This is a genomic window from Roseateles sp. (genome assembly GCF_044373315.1).
Classification (GTDB): Bacteria; Pseudomonadota; Gammaproteobacteria; order Burkholderiales; family Burkholderiaceae_C; genus JACDQM01.
This window is the reverse complement of the sequence record NZ_JBILQK010000045.1, coordinates 12,675-31,382: the sequence shown is the minus strand read 5'-3', so window position 1 is coordinate 31,382 and position 18,708 is coordinate 12,675. Positions and strand designations below refer to the sequence as shown.

At 62.8% G+C, this 18,708-nt stretch carries 19 protein-coding genes; 2 read left to right on the top strand and 17 right to left on the bottom strand.

Translation table 11 applies throughout. The annotated features are described in order from the left end of the window. Positions 1-36: 36 nt before the first annotated feature. The 14 genes from rnc to ACIQ67_RS11860 all read right to left on the bottom strand — a co-directional run bounded on the left by rnc (position 37) and on the right by ACIQ67_RS11860 (position 13,145). Positions 37-744 carry a ribonuclease III gene (gene rnc / locus ACIQ67_RS11925; RefSeq protein WP_397534585.1) on the bottom strand — a complete coding sequence of 236 codons (708 nt, stop codon included), beginning with the start codon at positions 742-744 and terminating at the stop codon, positions 37-39. A gap of 16 nt (positions 745-760) precedes the next feature. Continuing rightward, entirely contained in the window at positions 761-1,120 is a 360-nt protein-coding gene (locus ACIQ67_RS11920) for a DUF4845 domain-containing protein (RefSeq protein WP_397534584.1), read from the bottom strand. A gap of 38 nt (positions 1,121-1,158) precedes the next feature. After that, the gene (gene lepB, locus ACIQ67_RS11915; RefSeq protein WP_397534583.1) at positions 1,159-2,133 is read right to left on the bottom strand and encodes a signal peptidase I; all 975 of its coding nucleotides are present in this window, start codon (positions 2,131-2,133) and stop codon (positions 1,159-1,161) included. 24 nt (positions 2,134-2,157) lie between these two features. After that, positions 2,158-3,966 carry a translation elongation factor 4 gene (gene lepA, locus ACIQ67_RS11910; RefSeq protein ID WP_397534582.1) on the bottom strand — a complete coding sequence of 603 codons (1,809 nt, stop codon included), beginning with the start codon at positions 3,964-3,966 and terminating at the stop codon, positions 2,158-2,160. A 537-nt stretch (positions 3,967-4,503) separates the two neighbouring features. After that, entirely contained in the window at positions 4,504-5,955 is a 1,452-nt protein-coding gene (locus ACIQ67_RS11905) for a DegQ family serine endoprotease (protein ID WP_397534581.1), read from the bottom strand. Positions 5,956-6,121: 166 nt separating this feature from the next. Next, the gene (locus ACIQ67_RS11900; RefSeq protein WP_397534580.1) at positions 6,122-6,358 is read right to left on the bottom strand and encodes a hypothetical protein; all 237 of its coding nucleotides are present in this window, start codon (positions 6,356-6,358) and stop codon (positions 6,122-6,124) included. Positions 6,359-6,647: 289 nt separating this feature from the next. Then, positions 6,648-7,892, bottom strand: coding sequence for a beta-ketoacyl-ACP synthase II (fabF, locus tag ACIQ67_RS11895; protein ID WP_397534579.1), 1,245 nt, complete (start codon positions 7,890-7,892; stop codon positions 6,648-6,650). A gap of 44 nt (positions 7,893-7,936) precedes the next feature. Further along, positions 7,937-8,176: an acyl carrier protein gene (gene acpP, locus ACIQ67_RS11890; RefSeq protein ID WP_195796395.1), complete on the bottom strand. Its 240-nt coding sequence runs from the start codon at positions 8,174-8,176 to the stop codon at positions 7,937-7,939. Between the two features lie 142 nt (positions 8,177-8,318). Continuing rightward, positions 8,319-9,062: a 3-oxoacyl-ACP reductase FabG gene (gene fabG, locus ACIQ67_RS11885; RefSeq protein WP_397534578.1), complete on the bottom strand. Its 744-nt coding sequence runs from the start codon at positions 9,060-9,062 to the stop codon at positions 8,319-8,321. Between the two features lie 14 nt (positions 9,063-9,076). Beyond that, positions 9,077-10,018, bottom strand: coding sequence for an ACP S-malonyltransferase (fabD, locus tag ACIQ67_RS11880; protein WP_397534577.1), 942 nt, complete (start codon positions 10,016-10,018; stop codon positions 9,077-9,079). Positions 10,019-10,040: 22 nt separating this feature from the next. Beyond that, on the bottom strand, positions 10,041-11,036 hold the full coding sequence (locus tag ACIQ67_RS11875) for a beta-ketoacyl-ACP synthase III (RefSeq protein WP_397534576.1): 996 nt from the start codon (positions 11,034-11,036) through the stop codon (positions 10,041-10,043). Beyond that, positions 11,033-12,154 carry a phosphate acyltransferase PlsX gene (plsX, locus tag ACIQ67_RS11870; RefSeq protein WP_397534575.1) on the bottom strand — a complete coding sequence of 374 codons (1,122 nt, stop codon included), beginning with the start codon at positions 12,152-12,154 and terminating at the stop codon, positions 11,033-11,035. The genes ACIQ67_RS11875 and plsX overlap by 4 nt, the downstream gene beginning before the upstream one ends. A 227-nt stretch (positions 12,155-12,381) precedes the next feature. After that, positions 12,382-12,564 carry a 50S ribosomal protein L32 gene (rpmF, locus tag ACIQ67_RS11865; protein ID WP_133604370.1) on the bottom strand — a complete coding sequence of 61 codons (183 nt, stop codon included), beginning with the start codon at positions 12,562-12,564 and terminating at the stop codon, positions 12,382-12,384. Positions 12,565-12,797: 233 nt separating this feature from the next. Beyond that, on the bottom strand, positions 12,798-13,145 hold the full coding sequence (locus ACIQ67_RS11860) for a YceD family protein (RefSeq protein WP_397534586.1): 348 nt from the start codon (positions 13,143-13,145) through the stop codon (positions 12,798-12,800). Positions 13,146-13,434: 289 nt separating this feature from the next. Here ACIQ67_RS11860 and ACIQ67_RS11855 point away from each other — a divergent pair, with 289 nt between their 5' ends. Beyond that, positions 13,435-14,052: a Maf family protein gene (locus tag ACIQ67_RS11855; RefSeq protein WP_397534574.1), complete on the top strand. Its 618-nt coding sequence runs from the start codon at positions 13,435-13,437 to the stop codon at positions 14,050-14,052. Next, entirely contained in the window at positions 14,049-14,822 is a 774-nt protein-coding gene (locus ACIQ67_RS11850; RefSeq protein WP_397534573.1) for an SAM-dependent methyltransferase, read from the top strand. Before ACIQ67_RS11855 ends, ACIQ67_RS11850 begins: the two co-directional genes overlap by 4 nt. A gap of 20 nt (positions 14,823-14,842) precedes the next feature. Here ACIQ67_RS11850 and ACIQ67_RS11845 read toward each other — a convergent pair whose 3' ends face one another. The 3 genes from ACIQ67_RS11845 to ACIQ67_RS11835 all read right to left on the bottom strand — a co-directional run bounded on the left by ACIQ67_RS11845 (position 14,843) and on the right by ACIQ67_RS11835 (position 18,680). After that, entirely contained in the window at positions 14,843-16,369 is a 1,527-nt protein-coding gene (locus ACIQ67_RS11845; protein WP_397534572.1) for a DEAD/DEAH box helicase, read from the bottom strand. A 61-nt stretch (positions 16,370-16,430) separates the two neighbouring features. Further along, positions 16,431-17,303, bottom strand: coding sequence for a glycosyltransferase (locus tag ACIQ67_RS11840; protein WP_397534571.1), 873 nt, complete (start codon positions 17,301-17,303; stop codon positions 16,431-16,433). A 246-nt stretch (positions 17,304-17,549) separates the two neighbouring features. Continuing rightward, on the bottom strand, positions 17,550-18,680 hold the full coding sequence (locus tag ACIQ67_RS11835; protein ID WP_397534570.1) for a lipopolysaccharide biosynthesis protein: 1,131 nt from the start codon (positions 18,678-18,680) through the stop codon (positions 17,550-17,552). Between the last annotated feature and the right edge of the window lie 28 nt (positions 18,681-18,708).

Here is an 18,708-nt window from a genome sequence, read left to right as displayed (position 1 = left end):
TCGGTCATGGTGTCGCGGCCGCTGGCCGCACCTCCCTTAGTCGCGCAAGCCGGAACCGGGCTTGTCGCGGGCAATCAGTTCGTCGAGCAATCGACGGGCGGCGTCTTGTTCAGCGGCACGGCGCGAACGGCCTTCACCGCACGTGGCCAGGCTAAGCGCGGGTACGGCACACTCGACCGCAAAGGTCTGCGCGTGGGCCTGACCGCGGGTCTCGGTGATGCGGTAGCTAGGCACAGCCAGGCGGCGGGCTTGCAGCCATTCCTGCAGCGCCGTCTTGGCATCCTTGGCCCAGGTTTCACTGCGCGTGCTGGTAATGAGTTCGCCAAGCAGCTGGCGCACCACCTCGCGGGCCGCGTCATAGCTGCCATCAAGAAAGGCCGCGCCAATCACGGCTTCCAGCGCATCGGCCAGGATCGAGGGGCGCTGCGCGCCGCCGCCGCGGGCCTCGCCATCGGACAGGCGCAGCACGTCAGGCAGGCCGATCTGCAGTGCGAGGCGGTGCAGGCTGTCTTCGCGCACCAGATGGGCACGGATCCGGGTCAGGTCTCCCTCATCGGAACCCGCATATCGCTCGTACAGCAGGCTCGACACCGTCAGACTCAGCACCGCGTCGCCCAGAAATTCAAGGCGCTCATTGTGGTCGGCTCCGAAGCTGCGATGCGTGAGGGCGCGCAACAGCAATGCCGCGTCCTTGAAGCGGTAGCCGAGGCGCTGCTGGAGGGATTCAAGAGCCGAGACGCTCATAGGCTTGAACGCGAGCTCAGCGCGAGTCTCCCTGGTACTTGATCAGCAGGAAGACCGGGCCGGCTACGTCGATGATCTTGTCGTAGGCGAAGCTGATCTTGACCTTGTCGTTCTCCTTGGAGATGACCAGATCCTGACTGGAGATGCTCTGGATCGAATACTCGACCTGCTTGATGCGTTCAAACTCGGCACGTGCCGCCGGCACGGTGGCCGGGTTGCTTTGAGCGATCCGATTGACGGCACCCTGGATCGTGTAGAACTCCAGCACGGACGGGAACACCCGTGCCAGAAGCACACCACCAAAGGCCAGCACAGCGCCCCAGAACAGCAGGCCGACGAGGCTGATACCGCTTTGCCGAGACTTTGTGTGCCGCATGGATCTATCTCTTTCCTTGTGATGTCTTCTATGAAAGATCAGTTGAAAGCGCCAATGCGCTTGAGATTACCGAAATTCATCCAAACAAAGAAGGCTCGGCCCACGATGTTCTGGTCAGGCACAAAGCCCCAGAAACGCGAATCGCGCGAATTGTCGCGGTTGTCACCGAGCATGAAGTAGTGGCCTTCGGGCACTTTGCAGACCACGCCCTCGGGGCTGTACTTGCAGTTTTCCTGGTACGGGAAGGCGCCACCGATGCGGTCGGGGCGGAACAACGGTGTGCGGCGCGGGTCGACCAGAATCTGGTGATCCTTCTCGCCGAGCTTCTCGGTGAAGCGCGCGCGGTAAGCCATGCTGTCGTCGTCGTAGAAATCGCCTTGCGGCTGCACCGGCGCCAGCTGGCCGTTGATGTAGAGGCGCTGATTCAGGTAGCTCACCTCGTCACCCGGGATGGCGGCCACGCGCTTGATGTAGTCGATGCGGGTGTCCTCGGGATAGCGGAACACCATCACATCGCCGCGCTGCACCGGGTTGTTGTCGATGATCTTCTTGTTGATCACCGGCAGGCGCACGCCGTAGTGGAACTTGTTCACCAGAATCAGGTCGCCCACCAGCAGGGTCGGCACCATCGAGCCCGAAGGAATCTTGAAGGGCTCGAACAGGAAGGAGCGCAGCAGGAAGACGATCAGGATCACCGGGAACAGGCCGGCCGTCCAGTCCAGCCACCAGGGCTGGCGCAGCACGGCTTCATGCGCGGCGCTGACGTCACCGTCCACACGCGTGATGCCCTGCTCGGCCAGCTTCTGCCGGCGCTGTGCATCGGCTTCCAGCAGTTGTGCCGCCGCACGCTCACGCGCCGGCTTGAAGTAAAAGCGCTCAGCCAGCCAATAGAACAGCGTGACGGAACTGAGGACGAACAAGAGCAGCGAGAAGTTGCCACTCCAGTAGCCGGTGTACCAGCCGCCCAGGTAGGCGATCAGGGCGGCGTAAAGAATTCCGGTAAGCGCACTCATGGGTTCTAGGTCGTCTCTCTAGACTCAGTCTTCAACTTGGAGAATGGCCAGGAAGGCTTCCTGCGGCACTTCGACAGAGCCGATCTGCTTCATGCGCTTCTTGCCGGCCTTCTGCTTTTCCAGCAGCTTGCGTTTGCGGGTGATGTCGCCGCCGTAGCATTTTGCCAGCACGTTCTTGCGCAAGGCCTTGATGTTCTCGCGCGCGATGATGTTGCCGCCAATCGCCGCCTGGATGGCCACGTCATACATCTGGCGCGGGATGTGCTCGCGCATCTTGGCTGCCACACCGCGGCCGCGGAACTGGCTCTGCACCCGGTGCACGATGATGGACAGCGCATCGACGCGGTCGCCGTTGATCAGGATGTCGACCTTCACCACATCGGAGGCGCGGTACTCCTTGAACTCGTAGTCCATCGACGCATAGCCGCGCGACACACTCTTGAGTTTGTCGAAGAAGTCCAGCACGATTTCGGCCAGCGGCATCTCGTAGGTCAGCATGACCTGCTTGCCGTGATAGGCCATATTCATCTGGTTGCCGCGCTTCTGGTTGGCCAGCGTCATCACCGGACCGACATAGTCCTGCGGCATGTAGAGGTGCACGGTGACGATGGGCTCGCGGATCTCCTGGATCTGAGCCACCTCGGGCATCTTGCTCGGATTCTCGACCTCGATCACCGTGCCATCGCCGAGCACAACCTCATAGACCACGCTCGGTGCGGTCGTGATCAGGTCCTGATCGAACTCACGCTCCAGGCGTTCCTGCACGATTTCCATATGCAGCAAGCCCAGGAAGCCGCAGCGGAAACCAAAGCCCAGCGCCTGCGACACCTCGGGCTCGTAGCGCAGCGACGAGTCATTGAGCTTCAGCTTCTCCAGCGCGTCGCGCAGCGAGTCGTACTCGCTGGCCTCGGTCGGATAGAGGCCGGCAAACACCTGCGGCTGGATCTCCTTGAAGCCAGGCAGCGGCACCTCGGCCGGGCCGAGATTGTTGGGCAGCTTCTTCTCAAGCGTGATGGTGTCGCCCACCTTGGCGGCCTGCAGCTCCTTGATGCCAGCGATGATGAAGCCCACCTCGCCGGCATTCAGTGCCTCGCGCGGCTCCGACTTGGGCGAAAACACGCCCAGGTTGTCAGCCGGGTAGACCGCGTTGGAGGCCATCATGCGAATACGCTCGCCGCGGCGCAACGTGCCATCGACCACGCGCACCAGCATCACCACGCCCACATAGGCGTCGTACCAGGAGTCGATGATCATGGCGCGCAGCGGCGCCTCGACCACGCCCTTGGGCGGCGGCATGCGGGCGATCACCGCCTCGATGATCTCGTCGATACCCAAGCCAGTCTTGGCCGAGCAGGGGATGGCATCGGTAGCGTCGATGCCGATCACGTCCTCGATCTCGGCTTTGGCATTCTCGGGATCGGCGTTCGGCAGATCCATCTTGTTGAGCACCGGCACGACCTCAACGCCTAGATCCAAGGCGGTGTAGCAGTTGGCCACGGTCTGTGCCTCCACCCCTTGGCTGGCATCCACCACCAAAAGTGCGCCCTCGCAGGCCGACAGCGAGCGACTGACTTCGTAGGAGAAGTCCACGTGTCCGGGTGTGTCGATCAGATTCAGGTTGTACACCTGGCCATCCTTGGCCTTGTACTTCAGCGCTGCAGTCTGAGCCTTGATGGTGATGCCTCGCTCACGCTCGATGTCCATCGAGTCGAGCACTTGAGCCTCCATCTCACGGTCCGATAGACCGCCACAGCGCTGAATGATTCGATCCGCGAGAGTGCTCTTGCCGTGGTCGATGTGGGCGATGATGGAAAAATTGCGGATGTGATTCATGGACTCGATCGCAGACAGCGCGGCCGGCAGGCACGAGGGCCTGACCATTGCGTTGGAGGCTCATGTCGCGCAGCGACACAAAGGCCCACCCGGGCCATGCCGTAAACAAAAAAAAGGCACGTCGAAAGTGTTGACGCGCCTTCCAACAAAACTTCTGGCAACTGCTTGTTGGGCTTCCATTGTAGCCAAAAGGCCTTGAACCGGGACCCCACTCCTGCCGCCTTCATCGCCGTTGCGGGTCACCAACAAGATCTTATCAACAGCTTATGCACAGATTCCTGTGGATGGGCTGGGGACAGTTCAAGCTGCCCAATCTTTATGCTGGCGGCGATTCGGAAACCTAAGCTATGGCGGCTGATTCTATCCGACAAGCGCTCGAATGCCGCCCGCAAGGCACAAGTAAGCGTGCGCAAACTTAAGTCATCCACGCCGAAACGGGGGACAAATCGACGCAAATTTGTCGCCTGATGAAAAGACCCGCTGGCTCAGTCGGATGAGCCGAGAAGTGCCAGCAGGGTCCGGCAAGAACGGCAGCCTTCAGCGTGAAGGCTTGACCAAGACGAAGCTGACTGAGTTGTCGCGGCGCACCAGCAGGGTCACGACCTTGCTCTTGTCCACCGCGGCAAGCAAGGTCTGGAACTGCTTGACGTTGACGACTTCCTGGTTGTTCACCGACAGGATCACATCCCCTTCCCTGACACCTGAGCGCGCAGCCGCGCCTTCTGCCGCCGTCACGCGAACGCCCTGACGAAGCTTCAGCTCACGCTTCTGGCCGTCGCTGAGATCAGCGACCGTCAGGCCAAGCGCGCCCGCCTGGATCGGAGCCGCTGGCCCGTTGGACTCGGCAGCCGCACGTGGCCGCTCATCAGTCAGTTCGGCCACCGTCACAGACAGCTCCTTGCTGGCGCCCCGACGGAAGACTTGCACCGAGACCTTGGTGCCAGGCTTGGTCGCAGCGACCAAGCGGCGCAAATCATTGGCCTTGTCGACTGACTTGCCGTCAAAGCGCGTGATCACGTCACCGGCTTCGATCCCCGCCTTCTCGGCCGGGCTGCCTTCAACAACATTGCGGACGACAGCCCCAACCGGCCGGCCCAGCCCAATGGCCTCAGCGACTTCCTTGCTGACATCGTCTGGCAAGACACCGATGCGGCCACGGATCACCCGACCACCTCCCCGCAACTGCTCGGAGACGCGCATGGCTTCATCAATGGGAATCGCAAACGAGATCCCCATGAAGCCACCGGATCGGCTGTAGATCTGCGAGTTGATGCCTACGACCTCGCCACGCATATTGAGCAGCGGGCCACCAGAGTTGCCGGGGTTGATGGCGACATCCGTCTGGATGAAAGGCAGCAACTCGCCGGTGTCACGAGCCTTCGCGCTGACGATGCCGGCCGTCACCGTGTTGTCGAAACCAAAGGGCGAACCGATGGCGAGCACCCATTCGCCGACCTTGAGTCGGCCGACATCGCCGATCTTCACCGCCGGCAAGCCACTGGCCTCGATCTTCAGCACGGCAACATCCGTGCGGGCATCCGTGCCAACCAGCTTGGCCTTGAATTCGCGCTTGTCGGTCAGCGTGACCAGGACTTCATCTGCCCCATCGACCACATGCGCATTGGTCATCACATAGCCATCGCCACTGATGATGAAGCCTGAACCGACACCGCGACGCTGAGGCGCGTCATCGTCCCGCGGTGCGCCACGGCGCTGATTTGGAATCGGCACACCGAATCGACGCAGGAACTCCTGCATCTGTTCGTCCATTTCAGGCATGCCCTGCTGTGCACGCATGCGCTCGGCCGTTCGAATGTTGACGACAGCCGGGCCAGTTCGCTCCACCAGTTCGGTGAAGTCAGGAAGTTCGCGAGCTTGAGCCTGGGCACCCATCGGCGCAAAGCCAAGACTCGCAGCGAGTGCAGCAGCGGACAAGAACACACCGGTCCAGCGCACCAGCGGGTGGTGGGATTGAACAAGATTCTTCATGTTGAGTTCGCAGATTGCGGTTCAGAGAATGGAGCACGGCGCGTGCCGCAAGGCACTCACGCATTGCGAGAGGGTCAAGGCACGCACCTGGCCGGCTAGATTGGGCGTCGTTGCCCAGTTTCAAGTCCGGCCTCGCGGTGTAGCGCCAGCCGGATACTGTCCTGTTTCAAGAAACCCTGCCGGAGGTCACGGCGTCCCGCCGGCTCGCATAGAGCGCTGTCCGAAACAAAGACCATGCCGAGCCATTGCGTGCACGTTGCAGCATGACGTAGCGAGGCAGGCGCAAGCTCTCTAAGCTCAGTGACAGTCGCAGCTCACGAAGGCGCAGCAGCACGATGTCATCCGGGTCCATCGCAATTGCGACGCTGACACGGTTTGCGGTGGAGGTCTCGTACACCACCATGTTTGCCCATCCCAGCGCAGTGCACCGGCTGCCTGCTGACCGACCAGATGCCAGCCCAGGGCCCCAGCCAAAGCCGATAGGCCGAGCCCGATCAACAACAGACCAAGCGCAACGAGGGCAGCATGCGACCACTGCAGCGTGAACAGCACGTGATCGTAGAGCCACATCATCAGGGCAGCCGCCGCCGCATAGCTGACGCCCACCAAGGCCTGCCAGCCACGGCCGCCACCCACACTTAGTTCGAATGCAGGGGCTTACCGCAGCAGAGGCTGCACGGTGGGTCAGCGCATCAGAGGCGCTTGAAGACGAGAGTACCGTTGGTGCCGCCGAAACCGAAGTTGTTCTTCGCGGCGTACTCGATCTTCATCTCACGCGCCGTGTTGGCGCAGTAGTCCAGGTCGCAGTCGGGATCCTGGTTGAAGATGTTGATGGTGGGCGGTGCCACCTGGTTATGCACGGCAAGCACGGTGAAGACTGACTCGATGCCGCCAGCGCCACCCAGCAGGTGACCGGTCATCGATTTGGTCGAGCTCACCACCATGTTCTTGGCGTGATCACCGAAGGCCAGCTTGATGGCATTCGTCTCGTTCACATCGCCCAGCGGCGTCGAAGTGCCGTGAGCATTCATGTAGTGGATCTGGTCCGGATTGAGTCCGGCGTTGCGCAGCGCCGCGCGCATCGAGCGCTTGGGGCCATCCACATTGGGCGCGGTCATGTGGTACGCGTCGGCACCCATGCCGAAACCCGCCAGCTCACAATAAATCTTGGCGCCACGCTTCTTGGCATGCTCGTACTCTTCGAGCACCATCACGCCGCCGCCCTCGCCCAGCACGAAGCCGTCGCGATCCTTGTCCCAGGGGCGGGACGCGGTCTTGGGGTCGTCGTTGCGGGTCGAGAGTGCGCGCGCGGCAGCAAAGCCGCCGATACCCAGCGGCGAGACTGTCGACTCGGCGCCGCCGGCGATCATCACATCGGCATCGCCGTACTCGATCAAGCGACCAGCCTGACCGATCGCATGCAGACCGCTGGTGCAAGCCGTCACGATCGCCAGGTTCGGGCCTTGGAAGCCGTACTTGATGGAGACGTGACCCGAGATCATGTTGATGATCGAAGCGGGCACGAAGAACGGCGAAATGCGGCGCGGGCCACGGTTCGTCAACTCTGCGTGGGTTTCCTCGATCATCGGCAGGCCGCCGATGCCCGAGCCCACCAGCACGCCGATTCGTTCAGCCTGCTCTGCACTCAACTGATCCCCGGTCGGCAGGCCGGCATCCTGGACCGCCTGAATGGAAGCCGCCAATCCGTAATGGATGAAGGTGTCCATGGTCCGCGCCTCTTTGCTGGAGATGTAGTCTCCAACGTTGAAGCCCTTCACCTCGCCAGCGAACTGGCAGGCGAAGTTGCTTGCATCGAAGCGGGTGATGCGGTCAATGCCGGACTGACCGGCCAGGATGTTCGCCCAGCCTTCAGCCACCGTGTTGCCCACGGGGCTGATCAGACCAAGACCGGTGACAACGACGCGACGACGGCTCATGCGGTACGGGAATCAGTTGAAAGAAAAACCAAAGCGCTGCGCGCTCAGGCCTTCTGGTGCTTGACGGCGTAGTCGATCGCCAGCTGCACGGTGGTGATCTTCTCGGCTTCTTCGTCCGGGATCTCGATGCCGAACTCGTCTTCCAGGGCCATCACCAGTTCCACGGTGTCCAGCGAGTCTGCGCCCAGATCAGCCACGAAGGCTTTCTCATTGGTCACATCGGACTCAGGCACGCCGAGTTGCTCGGCGATGATTTTCTTGACACGTGCTTCGATATCGCTCATGACTCCTCCAGGAGGGGTTTGCTAGGAACAGCCCGGGATTCTAAGGCCTCTAGAGTGACATGCCTAAGGCAGGCGTACGTCACAGCAAAGAGGCCTTCACCGGCCGGGCAAATCCGGTGGGTGGGCGCGGGATGCGCCCACCTCAATTCATGAACATGCCTCCGTTGACATGCAACTCGCTGCCGGTAATGTAAGCAGCCTGTGATGACGCAAGGAAAGCAACTGCCGCAGCAATCTCCTCAGGCGCCCCGAGACGCCCCACCGGTATCTGCGCCAGCAGGGCCGCCTTCTGCGCCTCTGGCAGCACTTCAGTCATGTCGGTGGCAATGAAACCAGGTGCCACGCAGTTGACCGTGATGCCGCGGCTGCCCAGCTCCCGCGCAAGGGAGCGCGTCATGCCTGCCACGCCGGCCTTGGCCGCCGCGTAGTTCGCCTGGCCCGGATTGCCGGAGGCGCCCACCACCGAGGTGATGTTGATGATGCGGCCATAGCGCTGCTTCATCATGGTTCGCATCACGGCACGACTCATGCGGAACACAGCCTTCAGATTGGTGTCCAGCACCGCATCCCAGTCCTCGTCCTTCATGCGCATCGCCAGGGTGTCGCGCGTGATGCCGGCATTGTTGACCAGCACCTGCAAGCCGCCATTGGCTTTGACGATGCTTTCCACCGCCGCATCGCAGGCGCCAGCATCGTTCACGTTCAACACCAGGCCGGCGCCGCCCAGCGGGGCCAGGGTATCAGTGATGGCTGCAGCGCCAGACTCGGTGGTGGCGGTGCCGATCACGGCAAAGCCTTGCTGCGCGAGATGCAGCGCGATGGCTCGGCCGATACCGCGGCTGGCACCGGTGACCAGGGCCACTTGCTTGTTGCTTGTTTCGCTCATGTTCGACTCTTTCCTCAGGCCAGCAGCGCACGTGCTTCGGCCAGAGAGGCCGGATCCAGCACCGTGGTGCTGATGATCTCGCCGTCAATCCGCTTGGCCATGCCGGCCAGCACCTTGCCGGGTCCGCACTCGATGATGTGATGGATGCCGCGCGCCTTGAGGGCCTGCACCACCTCGACCCAGCGCACCGGGCCGAAGGCCTGGCGATAGAGCGCATCGCGCAGGGTCTCAGCACTGCCGACCACAGCCACATCGATGTTGTTGATCACCGGGAACTGCAAGGCCGCAAAGTCCGTCGTCGCGAGCTTGCCCTTGAGCTTGTCCGCAGCCGGCTTCATCAGGCTGGAATGGAACGGGGCCGACACCGGCAGCGGCAGCGCGCGCTTGGCGCCAGCGGCCTTCAAAGCCTCAGCCGCTTTCTCCGCACCGGCCTTGCTGCCGGCAATCACCGTCTGCTTGGGATCGTTGAAGTTGACAGCCTCGATCACCTCGCCACTGGATGCAGCCACCTGTCTGCAGGTCTCGCGAACAACCTCGCCGTCCAGTCCCAAGATCGCATACATGGCACCTGCACCAACCGGCACGGCTTCTTGCATCGCCTGCGCACGGAAGCGCACCAGCGGCAGCGCATCGGCCAGGCTCAAGGCTCCTGCGGCGACAAGGGCGGTGTACTCGCCCAAAGAGTGCCCCGCTGCTGCCGCAGGCACCAGGCCCGTTTCGGCGAGCCACGCACGGTAGCAGGCGATGCCCGCGGTCAACATCACGGGCTGGGTGTTGGTGGTCAGGTCCAACTGTTCCTTGGGGCCGCTCTTGATCAGGGCTGCGATGTCCTCGCCCAATGCTGCAGAGGCCTCAGCCAGCGTACGCTGAACTTCAGGGTGATCGCCCCAGGCGTCCAGCATGCCAACAGCCTGCGAGCCCTGGCCAGGAAATACAAATGCAAACGTTGTGCTCATCGTGCTTGTCTCTTCGTTTCGCTTACAGGTCCAGCAGGACGGCACCCCAGGTAAAGCCGCCGCCCACGCCTTCAAGCATCACCGTCTCACCTGGCTTGATCTGGCCGCTGCGCACGGCCGAGTCCAAAGCCAATGGGATGGAGGCCGCCGACGTGTTGCCATGCTGGTCAACCGTGACCACAACCTTGTCGAGCGACAGCTTCAACTTCTTGGCCGTACCCTGCATGATCCGGATATTGGCCTGATGGGGGATCAGCCAGTCGATGTCGGACTCGCTGCGCCCGGCCTTCTCGAGCACTGAGCGCGCCACCTTGTCGAGCACGCCAACGGCCAGCTTGAACACGGCCTGACCATCCATCTTCAGCAGCGGATCGCCCAGAATCTGCCCCCCGGAGACCGTCCCGGGCACGCAAAGAATGCCAGCGTGGCGGCCATCGGCATGCAGTTCGGTCGCCAGAATGCCAGGCGTCTGGCTGGCGCCCAACACCACCGCACCAGCGCCATCACCAAACAACACGCAGGTTGTGCGGTCCTTGAAGTCCAGGATGCGCGAGAACACCTCGGCACCGATCACCAGTGCCTTGCTCGCGGCACCGGTCTTGATCATCGAGTCAGCCACGGTCAGCGCGTAGACGAAACCGGAGCACACCGCTTGCACGTCAAACGCCGCGCAGCCGGCAATGCCTAGCTTTTGCTGCAGCAAGCAGGCCGTCGACGGGAAGACCATGTCCGGGGTGGATGTCGCCACGATGATCAGATCGATATCGGCCGCATCCACCCCAGCCGATTCCAGTGCAGCGCGAGCGGCTGGCAACGCCAGGTCGCTTGCGTTGACACCTGCGTCGGCAAAGTGACGAGCACGGATGCCAGTGCGCTCGACGATCCACTCGTCAGAGGTTTCGATGCCGTCGAGCGCCAGTTGGGCCGCCAGATCAGCATTGGTCAGTCGCTTGGGGGGCAGGAAACTGCCCGTGCCCAGAATGCGCGAGTAGCGCGTTGTCGTGTGCGGGTTGGTCATGCAGCATGCGCGGCGATCGCCGCTGTGTCTCCAGCATCGCCGCCGTCTGCAGCATCCGCCGAGGCCGGCATGGACTGCAGGGTCGCGATGATTTGGTCGTGAACCCGGTCGAGAAGCCGGTTGCGGGCGGCATCATAAGCCCTGTTCAAGGCCTGCTCGAACGCGAACGCATCAGCCGAGCCGTGGCTCTTGAACACCAAGCCGCGCAGCCCCAGCAAGGCCGCACCGTTCAAGCGCCGATGATCCACGCGTCCCTTGAAACGCTTGAGCACCGGAAGCGCCAACAGCGCGGCAAGCTTCGTCAACGGATTCCGGCTGAACTCCTGGCGAATGATGGTCGATATCATCGATGCCAGCCCTTCGGCCGTCTTCAACGCGACATTGCCGACAAATCCATCGCAAACGACCAGATCGGTCGTGCCTTTGAAGATGTCGTTGCCTTCGACGTTGCCGTGGAAGTTGATCTGGCCAGCGGCGGCAGCGGCGCGCAGGAGCTCCCCGGCGCGCTTGATGGTCTCGCTGCCCTTGATGACCTCTTCGCCAATGTTCAAGAGCCCCACCGTCGGGCTGGCCTTGCCCTCCACAGCAGCAACCAGGGCGCTGCCCATCACCGCGAACTGCAACAGGTGTTCGGCGCTGCAATCCACATTGGCACCGAGGTCCAGCACCGTGGTGAAGCCGCCGGACTCATTGGGCATCACCGACGCTATCGCAGGACGATCAATGCCCTCAAGCGTCTTGAGCACATAGCGGGCAACAGCCATCAGCGCGCCGGTGTTTCCGGCAGAAACGCAAGCCTGAGCCGCAGCGTGCCCGTTGGCATCAGGCTTGAGCTGATTGATTGCGACCCGCATCGACGAGTCTTTCTTGCGACGCAGGGCCACTTCAACCGGGTCGTCCATGCTGACCACCTCGCTGGCCGGCACAAGCCTGCATCTCGGCCAAGCCGCTGCAGGCGCCAGCGCATCTGGCAGCCCCACCAGCAGTAGCTCAGCTTCAGGGTGCTTCTCGAGAAAGGCCTGGCATGCGGGCAAGGTGGTCGACGGACCATGGTCGCCGCCCATGCAGTCGACCGCAAGGCGCACCACGGAGGGCGCTCGGGAATCAAGTGAGGTCATCGAGGCAATCAACGGTGTGACGTGCGGAATCGGCCCTGCACCCAGCCGGCGCCGACCTTACGCGAGCACTGTGCCGCGAACAAGCGGGCGCACCCGCAAACAAAGACAAGGCACAAACACAGAAACCCGGCACCGCATCTGCTGCAGGCCGGGCCTCGTGTAAATCTGTCGCTCGCATTGACGCCGCGCTGTCGGCAAACACACCGCCAGCGCGTGGCTCAAAGACTTCAGGCGTCAGCCTTGGTCTTCAGCACCTTGCGACCGCGGTAGAAACCGTTGGGGCTGATGTGGTGGCGCAGATGCACCTCGCCAGTGGTGGGCTCAATCGCCGTACCCGGGTTCACCAGGGCATTGTGCGAACGGTGCATGCCACGCTTGGAAGGCGACTTCTTGTTTTGCTGAACGGCCATGATTTCTCCTAGGGTCCGGTGTCTGTTCCGGTGGTTGAGGCTAGTGGGCAGATCAGGCAGGTCTGACCATGCCGACGAACTAGCCCCGACCCCGGCGACCAAGATCATGCGCACCACGCGCCTAGCGCATGGCACCTCCAAGAAGCCGCCATGCGCAATGACCCTCAAACCGGGGAAAGCCCGAGATTCTAGCACGGCTCGCTTGAGCCTCCAAGCAGTCGGCCAGATCGAATTCAGGACTTGGGCTTGCCCTTCAGCGCCGCCAGGGCCGCGAAAGGGTTGGGCTTCTCGACTTCCTCGTCGAGATCCTCCTCACCAGCCGCCATAGGCAGGGGTTGCGGACACTGGCCGTGCCGAGGAACAAGCGGCAGGGCCAGCAGCAACTCGTCTTCAATCAGCTCCTGCAGGTCCAGCCGGCCACCCAAGGCGAGCACGTCATCGTCGCCATCGGCATCCAGCGCGGCAGCTGTCTCTTCATCACGAACAAAGCGAATCCAGCGGTCGAGCGTCAGCGTTTCTTCAACGGGTTGCAAACAGCGCTGGCAGCTCAAGCTGACACGTGCCTGCGCCTTTACATGCATCCACACTTGGGGCTCCCCGCCTCGCTGGGCACGCAACTCCGCGTCAACGGACCACTCGATCTCTGGCCATTGAGTGGCTGGCGCCTCAGGCGCGGCAGTCTCAGTCAATCGATGCAACTCCGATGCGGCCCACTGCCCTGACAGGCTCTGGCCATCGCGAGCCATGGCCTCAAGGTCTAGTTTGTGCGGATCAAGGGGGCGGGAAGGTTTGCGGCTGCTGCTACTCATGGTGGGTGAAGTGTAAGAGAGCACGGCCGCAGCCCTCCATGGCCGATGGGACAATCACATCATGTTGCCCACAGCAAAAGCGCCGCAGCCGCTCATCCTTGCCTCGACTTCCCCTTACCGCCGCGAGCTGCTGTCGCGGCTGCGAATCCCCTTCGAGGTCTGCCCGCCAGACGTCGACGAAACCGGGCTGCCAGACGAAAGCCCGCGCGAGATGGCGATCCGGCTGGCGCTGGCCAAGGCTCAGGCCGTTGCATCCAGGTTCCCCCATGCACTGGTCATCGGCTCAGACCAGGTAGCCGACCTTGCCGGACAAGCAATCGGTAAGCCAGGCAGCCGGGACCGCGCACGGGCGCAGCTTGAGTCGATGAGCGGTCGCGAGGTTTGCTTCCACACGGCACTGGCCGTGGTCAGCCAGGCCAGCAGCGTTGTCAGGCAAGACCTTGCACAGGTGCGCGTCAGATTCCGCACACTGAGCCGCGAGGAGATCGAGGCCTATCTGGACGCCGAGCCTGCCTACGATTGCGCCGGAAGCGCCAAGGCCGAAGGCCTGGGTATTGCCCTGCTCGACTCCATCGAGTCCGACGACCCCACGGCACTGATCGGCCTGCCCTTGATGCGGACCTGCAGCTTGCTCAGAAGCGCAGGGCTGCAGATCCCGGCGCTGGAGAAGCAAGCATGAGCGGCACCCTCTTTCTGATACCCAACACGCTGGATTTCGGCGTCGCCGACAGCGAGGTCAGCCTGCATGCGGTGCTGCCGCTGGAGGTGATCCACATCGCCGCGCGCCTCACCCACTGGGCTGCAGAAAACGCTAAGACGACCCGCGCATTCCTGAAGCGGGTGGATGCGATTCAGCCCTTGGGCCAAGCCCTGCAAGCCCTGCAGATCACGGAGCTTCCGCGCCCACCCAAGGGCAATGCGTCAAGCAAGGATGGCGGAGGCATCCAGCAGCAAGCCTGGAAGGCCTTGCTGGCGCCGCTGCGTGAGGGCCATGACATGGGCCTCATCTCCGAAGCCGGTCTGCCTGCGATTGCCGACCCTGGCGCGATGCTGGTGGCGGCCGCGCATGCCGAAGGCATCAAGGTACAGGCCTTGTCCGGCCCGAGCTCTTTGCTGATGGCACTGGGCGCCAGCGGCCTGAACGGCCAGAGCTTCTCCTTCGTCGGCTACCTGCCGATCGAGTCGACGGAGCGCGCCAAGCGCATCCGCGAGTTGGAGGCGCAATCTGCCAAGCTGCAGCAGACCCAGTTGATGATCGAGACGCCGTATCGAAACGAGGCGCTGCTGCAAGCCTTGCTGAGCAATCTGCGCCCGCAAACGCGGCTCTCCGTCAGCTGCGCACTCAGTCTGCCCCAAGGCTGGACACGCACGGCCAGCGTTTCCGACTGGCGCGCCAAGCCGACCGCCATGCCAGACAAACTGCCAGCAGTCTTTGCCCTGCTAGGCTAGAAGGCGCCGAACGCCGAACCTCAGGATTCGGCTGTCTGCTGGTCCGCCGGCTGGGACTCGACCTCGCGCTTGGCACCGAACAGCGCGGCCACCTTCTTCTTGGGCTTGATGTACGGCGACAAGGCCTTGGCCGACAGGCTTGCAGCGGGCGCGGCCTTTTCCCAGCTCGGCGCCTCGGCGCCAGAACTGGGCTCGTAGGGCTTGTCGAAGAAGGGATCGCGCGAGGTGGCTGGCGGACGATAGCTGCTGCGGCGGACCGCCTCACCGCGATCACCGGCCGAGTCGGACTCGGGCCGCGCTTCACGCGGCGCACGGCGGGGTTCAAACTCGCTCTCGCTGCGGCGCGGGCGCGCCGGGCGATCATCCTCGACCTCGATCGGCTCAAGCTCCAGCTTGCGCTTGGTCAGCTTCTCGATGTCCGCCACCAGACGAGCATCTGACTTGGTGACCAGGGTGACGGCGATGCCCGAGGCTCCGGCGCGGCCTGTGCGGCCGATGCGGTGCACATAGTCCTCGGCATTGAAAGGCACATCGAAATTGAAGACCGCCGGCAAGTCGGCAATGTCCAGGCCCCGCGCCGCCACATCAGTTGCCACCAGCAGATCGACCTCGCCGCGCTTGAAGGCGTCGAGAGACTTCAGGCGTTCATCCTGACTCTTGTCACCGTGCAGCGCCGCGGTGCGCAGGCCGTCACGCTCGAAAGAACGGGCCAGACGTGCCGCACCCAGCTTGGAGTTGACGAACACAATAGCCTGCTTGATCTCGCGCTGGCGCAGGATCTGCCTCACCACCTGCCGCTTGTCGTCATCGGCAACACTGAAGAAGCGCTGCTCGACGGTTGATGCGGTTGCATTGGGCCGCGCCACCTCGACCAGCACCGGCTCTTGCAGATAGCTCTGCGCCAGCTTCTTGATCTCGCCTGAGAACGTGGCCGAGAACAGCAAGGTCTGACGCGCCTTCGGCAGATAGCTCAGGATGCGCTGCAGGTCCGGCAGGAAGCCGATGTCCAGCATGCGGTCGGCCTCGTCAAGCACCACGTACTCAACCTGATTGAGCACGCAATTCTTGGCCTCGATATGGTCCAGCAGGCGGCCGGGCGTTGCAATCAGCACCTCGACCCCACCCTTGAGCTGCAAGGTCTGCGGCTTCATGTCGATACCGCCGAACACGCAGGCCACGCGCAGCTGCGTGTGCTTGGCATAGGCCTTGACGTTGTTGGCCACCTGGTCGGCCAGTTCCCGGGTCGGCGCCAGCACCAATGCGCGCACCGGATGGCGCGCGGGCGAGGCGCTGGCGTTCTCATGCTTGAGCATGCGCTGCAGCAGGGGAATCGAGAAGGCTGCCGTCTTGCCGGTACCGGTCTGGGCCGCGCCCATCACATCGCGCCCGTCGAGGACGATGGGAATCGCCTTGGCCTGGATAGGCGTCATCGTCGCGTAGCCGGAGTCGGCCACGGCGCGCAAGAGCTTGGCATCCAGAGGCAGGGTATCGAAGCGGGCCGGCGCCGGATCGGCGACAGCTGCTTCATGGGTTCGGGTGTCGGTCATGGACGACATTATCGCCGGCTTGCACCCGAATGCGGGTTTCCACCCGTCGGCACGCCCGAAATCAGCGTTTCAGCACCATCCAGCGCGGCGTGCGGAAACGGACGATGCGCCAATACATCGTCACATAACCCGCGGCATAGACACCCAACCAGCAGGCCAGCGCAAAGGTGTCGTCCCACCAGATGATGGCGGGAATGGAAGACAGCGAGCAGACCACCCAAAGATAGGGCGCCGTCAGCGAGTTGCGGCGCGTCAGCACGTGAGCATCGCGACTGCCGATGGCCCAGCGCATCAGGCGGCGATAGATCAGGCTGTGCAGATGCACGCCGTCAGGCATGCCCATGGGCCGGCCACGGATGACCTTGCGGCGGTACATCGAGAACACCGTCTCGACGACGGGATACGCGCATAGCAGCAGCGGGAACAGCGGCGACACCACGGAATTGCGCGCGATGAGCAGGATCGACAACTCGGCCAGCAAGAAGCCCAGAAAGTAGGCGCCGCCGTCACCCAAGAACACCAGGCCCATCGGATAGTTCCAGACGAAGAAGCCCAAGGTAGCCGCGACAGCCAGCAGCGCACACCCGGCGATCCACATATCGCCGACAGAGAAGGCCACAAACGCAACGCCGGACAGCATGATCATGCTGCACATCGACGCAAGGCCATTGAAACCATCGATGATGTTGATGGAGTTGGCGACGCCGGCGACGACGAAGACGGCCAGCAAAAACGCGCCAAGCGCCGTCTGAGCGATCGGATCGAGGAACGCGATTCCGGTGAAGCCAATCGTGCCGCCCAGCAGCCAGGCGCCCAAGGCCCCGGCAAGCAGCAGCGCCACCATGCGCCGAGCCGGGCTCACTCGCTTGGTCGCGTCCTCAATCAAACCTGACGCAAACGCTGGCAAGGCGCAGGCCAACAAAGCCAGCGTCATGGTTCGAGACTCCGGAGAGCGTGCTGCCCAAACCAAAGCACCGAGACAAAAGCCGATGAAGATGCCGACCCCTCCGATGCGAGGCACCGGTCGGGCATGAAACTTCTGCGGACCGCTGAGATCATGGTCGCCAGAGAGCTTCGAGTGCAAGCTCGACGACCGAACGATCAGGAGCGTCACGATGAGCGCAATGGCGAAGCTCAGCGCAAGAATGGAAATCATGGTCTTGCCCCGAAGGGTCGGTCCTCAGCCGCGCCCCAACAGTGCCGGCAAGATCTTTGCAGCCTTCTCGCGATCATCCCTCGTCATCGGGCTGCGGCTCCAGCGCGACCGCAGCAGCACCAAGGCGCAGAGCAGCACGCCCACGGCAAGGCTCACGGAAACACCAATCAGGGCGCGCTTGGGGCGGCTCTTGCGGTCGGGCAGCAAGGCCTTGTCGACCACCTGCACCAGCCCCCCTTCGCGGCTCTCATCGACACGCGCCAATTCATACTGCCGGGAGAACAGCTCGAACAGGGTTTCCTGATACTTGAACTCACGGTACTTGCTGATGTAGTCGCTGGTGGCGGTACCGCTGTCAGCCGTGCCCTCGACCTTGTCGAGCTGCGCCTTGATCGCAGCCAAAGCCGATTGCTGTTGCTGAACTTCAGGGGCATTGCTGGTCAAGTTGCTCAACAGGGCTTGCAGCCGAACCTGGGTGGCCGTGTATTCAGCCTTCAGCTTCGCATAGCCCTCGGCCACAGCCTTGGGCTCGGCCTTGAGAGCACCGCCGGAAATGCCACTGCCCTGCAACGCTGCCTGCGCTTCGGACAGCTTCTTCTTGGTCGACTGCAGGTGGTTCTCGAAGAAGACCCGGCGCTGCTGCGCCTCGGTGATCGCCAGCTCCGCCGTGATGCGACGGAACTCCTCGACATAGGCCATCGCCATGTCCCGAGCCTGCTCGGGCTTCTCGTCATCCACCTCGATGGTGATCAAGCCATCGCGCTTTCCGGCGCTGATCCGCACGTTCTTGGCGAGTTCACGTCGGGTATTGGATCGGTATTCCTCGTCATAAGCTTCATCCAGCTTGAAGCGATCGATGATGCGATCGGAAACCGTCGTTCCCTGCAACAGGGCCACGTACTGATCCAGCGAGCTCCGGATGCCTGCCGCGCCACCGGCCAGATTGGCCAAGGCCCCGAGGGAAGACAGCGCCGAAGCCGCGAGCGACTGCTGCTGCTGTGGCGGCAAGATCACCGTGGACGAGGTGAAGGTCGGCGAGACCAGATAGGTACCGCCAACAGCCAGACCGCCGGCAACCAGAGCTCCGAGCACGATCTTGCGCCCCTGCCGAGCCAGATCGAGCACCACGTCAAGACTGCTGCTATCTGAAGCCATTTCGCTAACTTGATCCATGGGCTGTGAA

What these genes read in the sequence shown, in the direction of transcription:
- ACIQ67_RS11855 (WP_397534574.1), top strand. Translation starts at nt 13,435, where the DNA reads ATGTTGCCCACAGCAAAAGCGCCGCAGCCGCTCATCCTTGCCTCGACT.
- rpmF (WP_133604370.1), bottom strand. Translation starts at nt 12,564, where the DNA reads ATGGCCGTTCAGCAAAACAAGAAGTCGCCTTCCAAGCGTGGCATGCAC.
- ACIQ67_RS11835 (WP_397534570.1), bottom strand. Translation starts at nt 18,680, where the DNA reads ATGGCTTCAGATAGCAGCAGTCTTGACGTGGTGCTCGATCTGGCTCGG.
- acpP (WP_195796395.1), bottom strand. Translation starts at nt 8,176, where the DNA reads ATGAGCGATATCGAAGCACGTGTCAAGAAAATCATCGCCGAGCAACTC.
- lepA (WP_397534582.1), bottom strand. Translation starts at nt 3,966, where the DNA reads ATGAATCACATCCGCAATTTTTCCATCATCGCCCACATCGACCACGGC.
- ACIQ67_RS11860 (WP_397534586.1), bottom strand. Translation starts at nt 13,145, where the DNA reads ATGCATGTAAAGGCGCAGGCACGTGTCAGCTTGAGCTGCCAGCGCTGT.
- plsX (WP_397534575.1), bottom strand. Translation starts at nt 12,154, where the DNA reads ATGACCTCACTTGATTCCCGAGCGCCCTCCGTGGTGCGCCTTGCGGTC.
- ACIQ67_RS11875 (WP_397534576.1), bottom strand. Translation starts at nt 11,036, where the DNA reads ATGACCAACCCGCACACGACAACGCGCTACTCGCGCATTCTGGGCACG.
- fabG (WP_397534578.1), bottom strand. Translation starts at nt 9,062, where the DNA reads ATGAGCGAAACAAGCAACAAGCAAGTGGCCCTGGTCACCGGTGCCAGC.
- fabF (WP_397534579.1), bottom strand. Translation starts at nt 7,892, where the DNA reads ATGAGCCGTCGTCGCGTCGTTGTCACCGGTCTTGGTCTGATCAGCCCC.
- ACIQ67_RS11845 (WP_397534572.1), bottom strand. Translation starts at nt 16,369, where the DNA reads ATGACCGACACCCGAACCCATGAAGCAGCTGTCGCCGATCCGGCGCCG.
- fabD (WP_397534577.1), bottom strand. Translation starts at nt 10,018, where the DNA reads ATGAGCACAACGTTTGCATTTGTATTTCCTGGCCAGGGCTCGCAGGCT.
- ACIQ67_RS11920 (WP_397534584.1), bottom strand. Translation starts at nt 1,120, where the DNA reads ATGCGGCACACAAAGTCTCGGCAAAGCGGTATCAGCCTCGTCGGCCTG.
- lepB (WP_397534583.1), bottom strand. Translation starts at nt 2,133, where the DNA reads ATGAGTGCGCTTACCGGAATTCTTTACGCCGCCCTGATCGCCTACCTG.
- ACIQ67_RS11905 (WP_397534581.1), bottom strand. Translation starts at nt 5,955, where the DNA reads ATGAAGAATCTTGTTCAATCCCACCACCCGCTGGTGCGCTGGACCGGT.
- rnc (WP_397534585.1), bottom strand. Translation starts at nt 744, where the DNA reads ATGAGCGTCTCGGCTCTTGAATCCCTCCAGCAGCGCCTCGGCTACCGC.
- ACIQ67_RS11900 (WP_397534580.1), bottom strand. Translation starts at nt 6,358, where the DNA reads ATGGTGGTGTACGAGACCTCCACCGCAAACCGTGTCAGCGTCGCAATT.
- ACIQ67_RS11840 (WP_397534571.1), bottom strand. Translation starts at nt 17,303, where the DNA reads ATGACGCTGGCTTTGTTGGCCTGCGCCTTGCCAGCGTTTGCGTCAGGT.
- ACIQ67_RS11850 (WP_397534573.1), top strand. Translation starts at nt 14,049, where the DNA reads ATGAGCGGCACCCTCTTTCTGATACCCAACACGCTGGATTTCGGCGTC.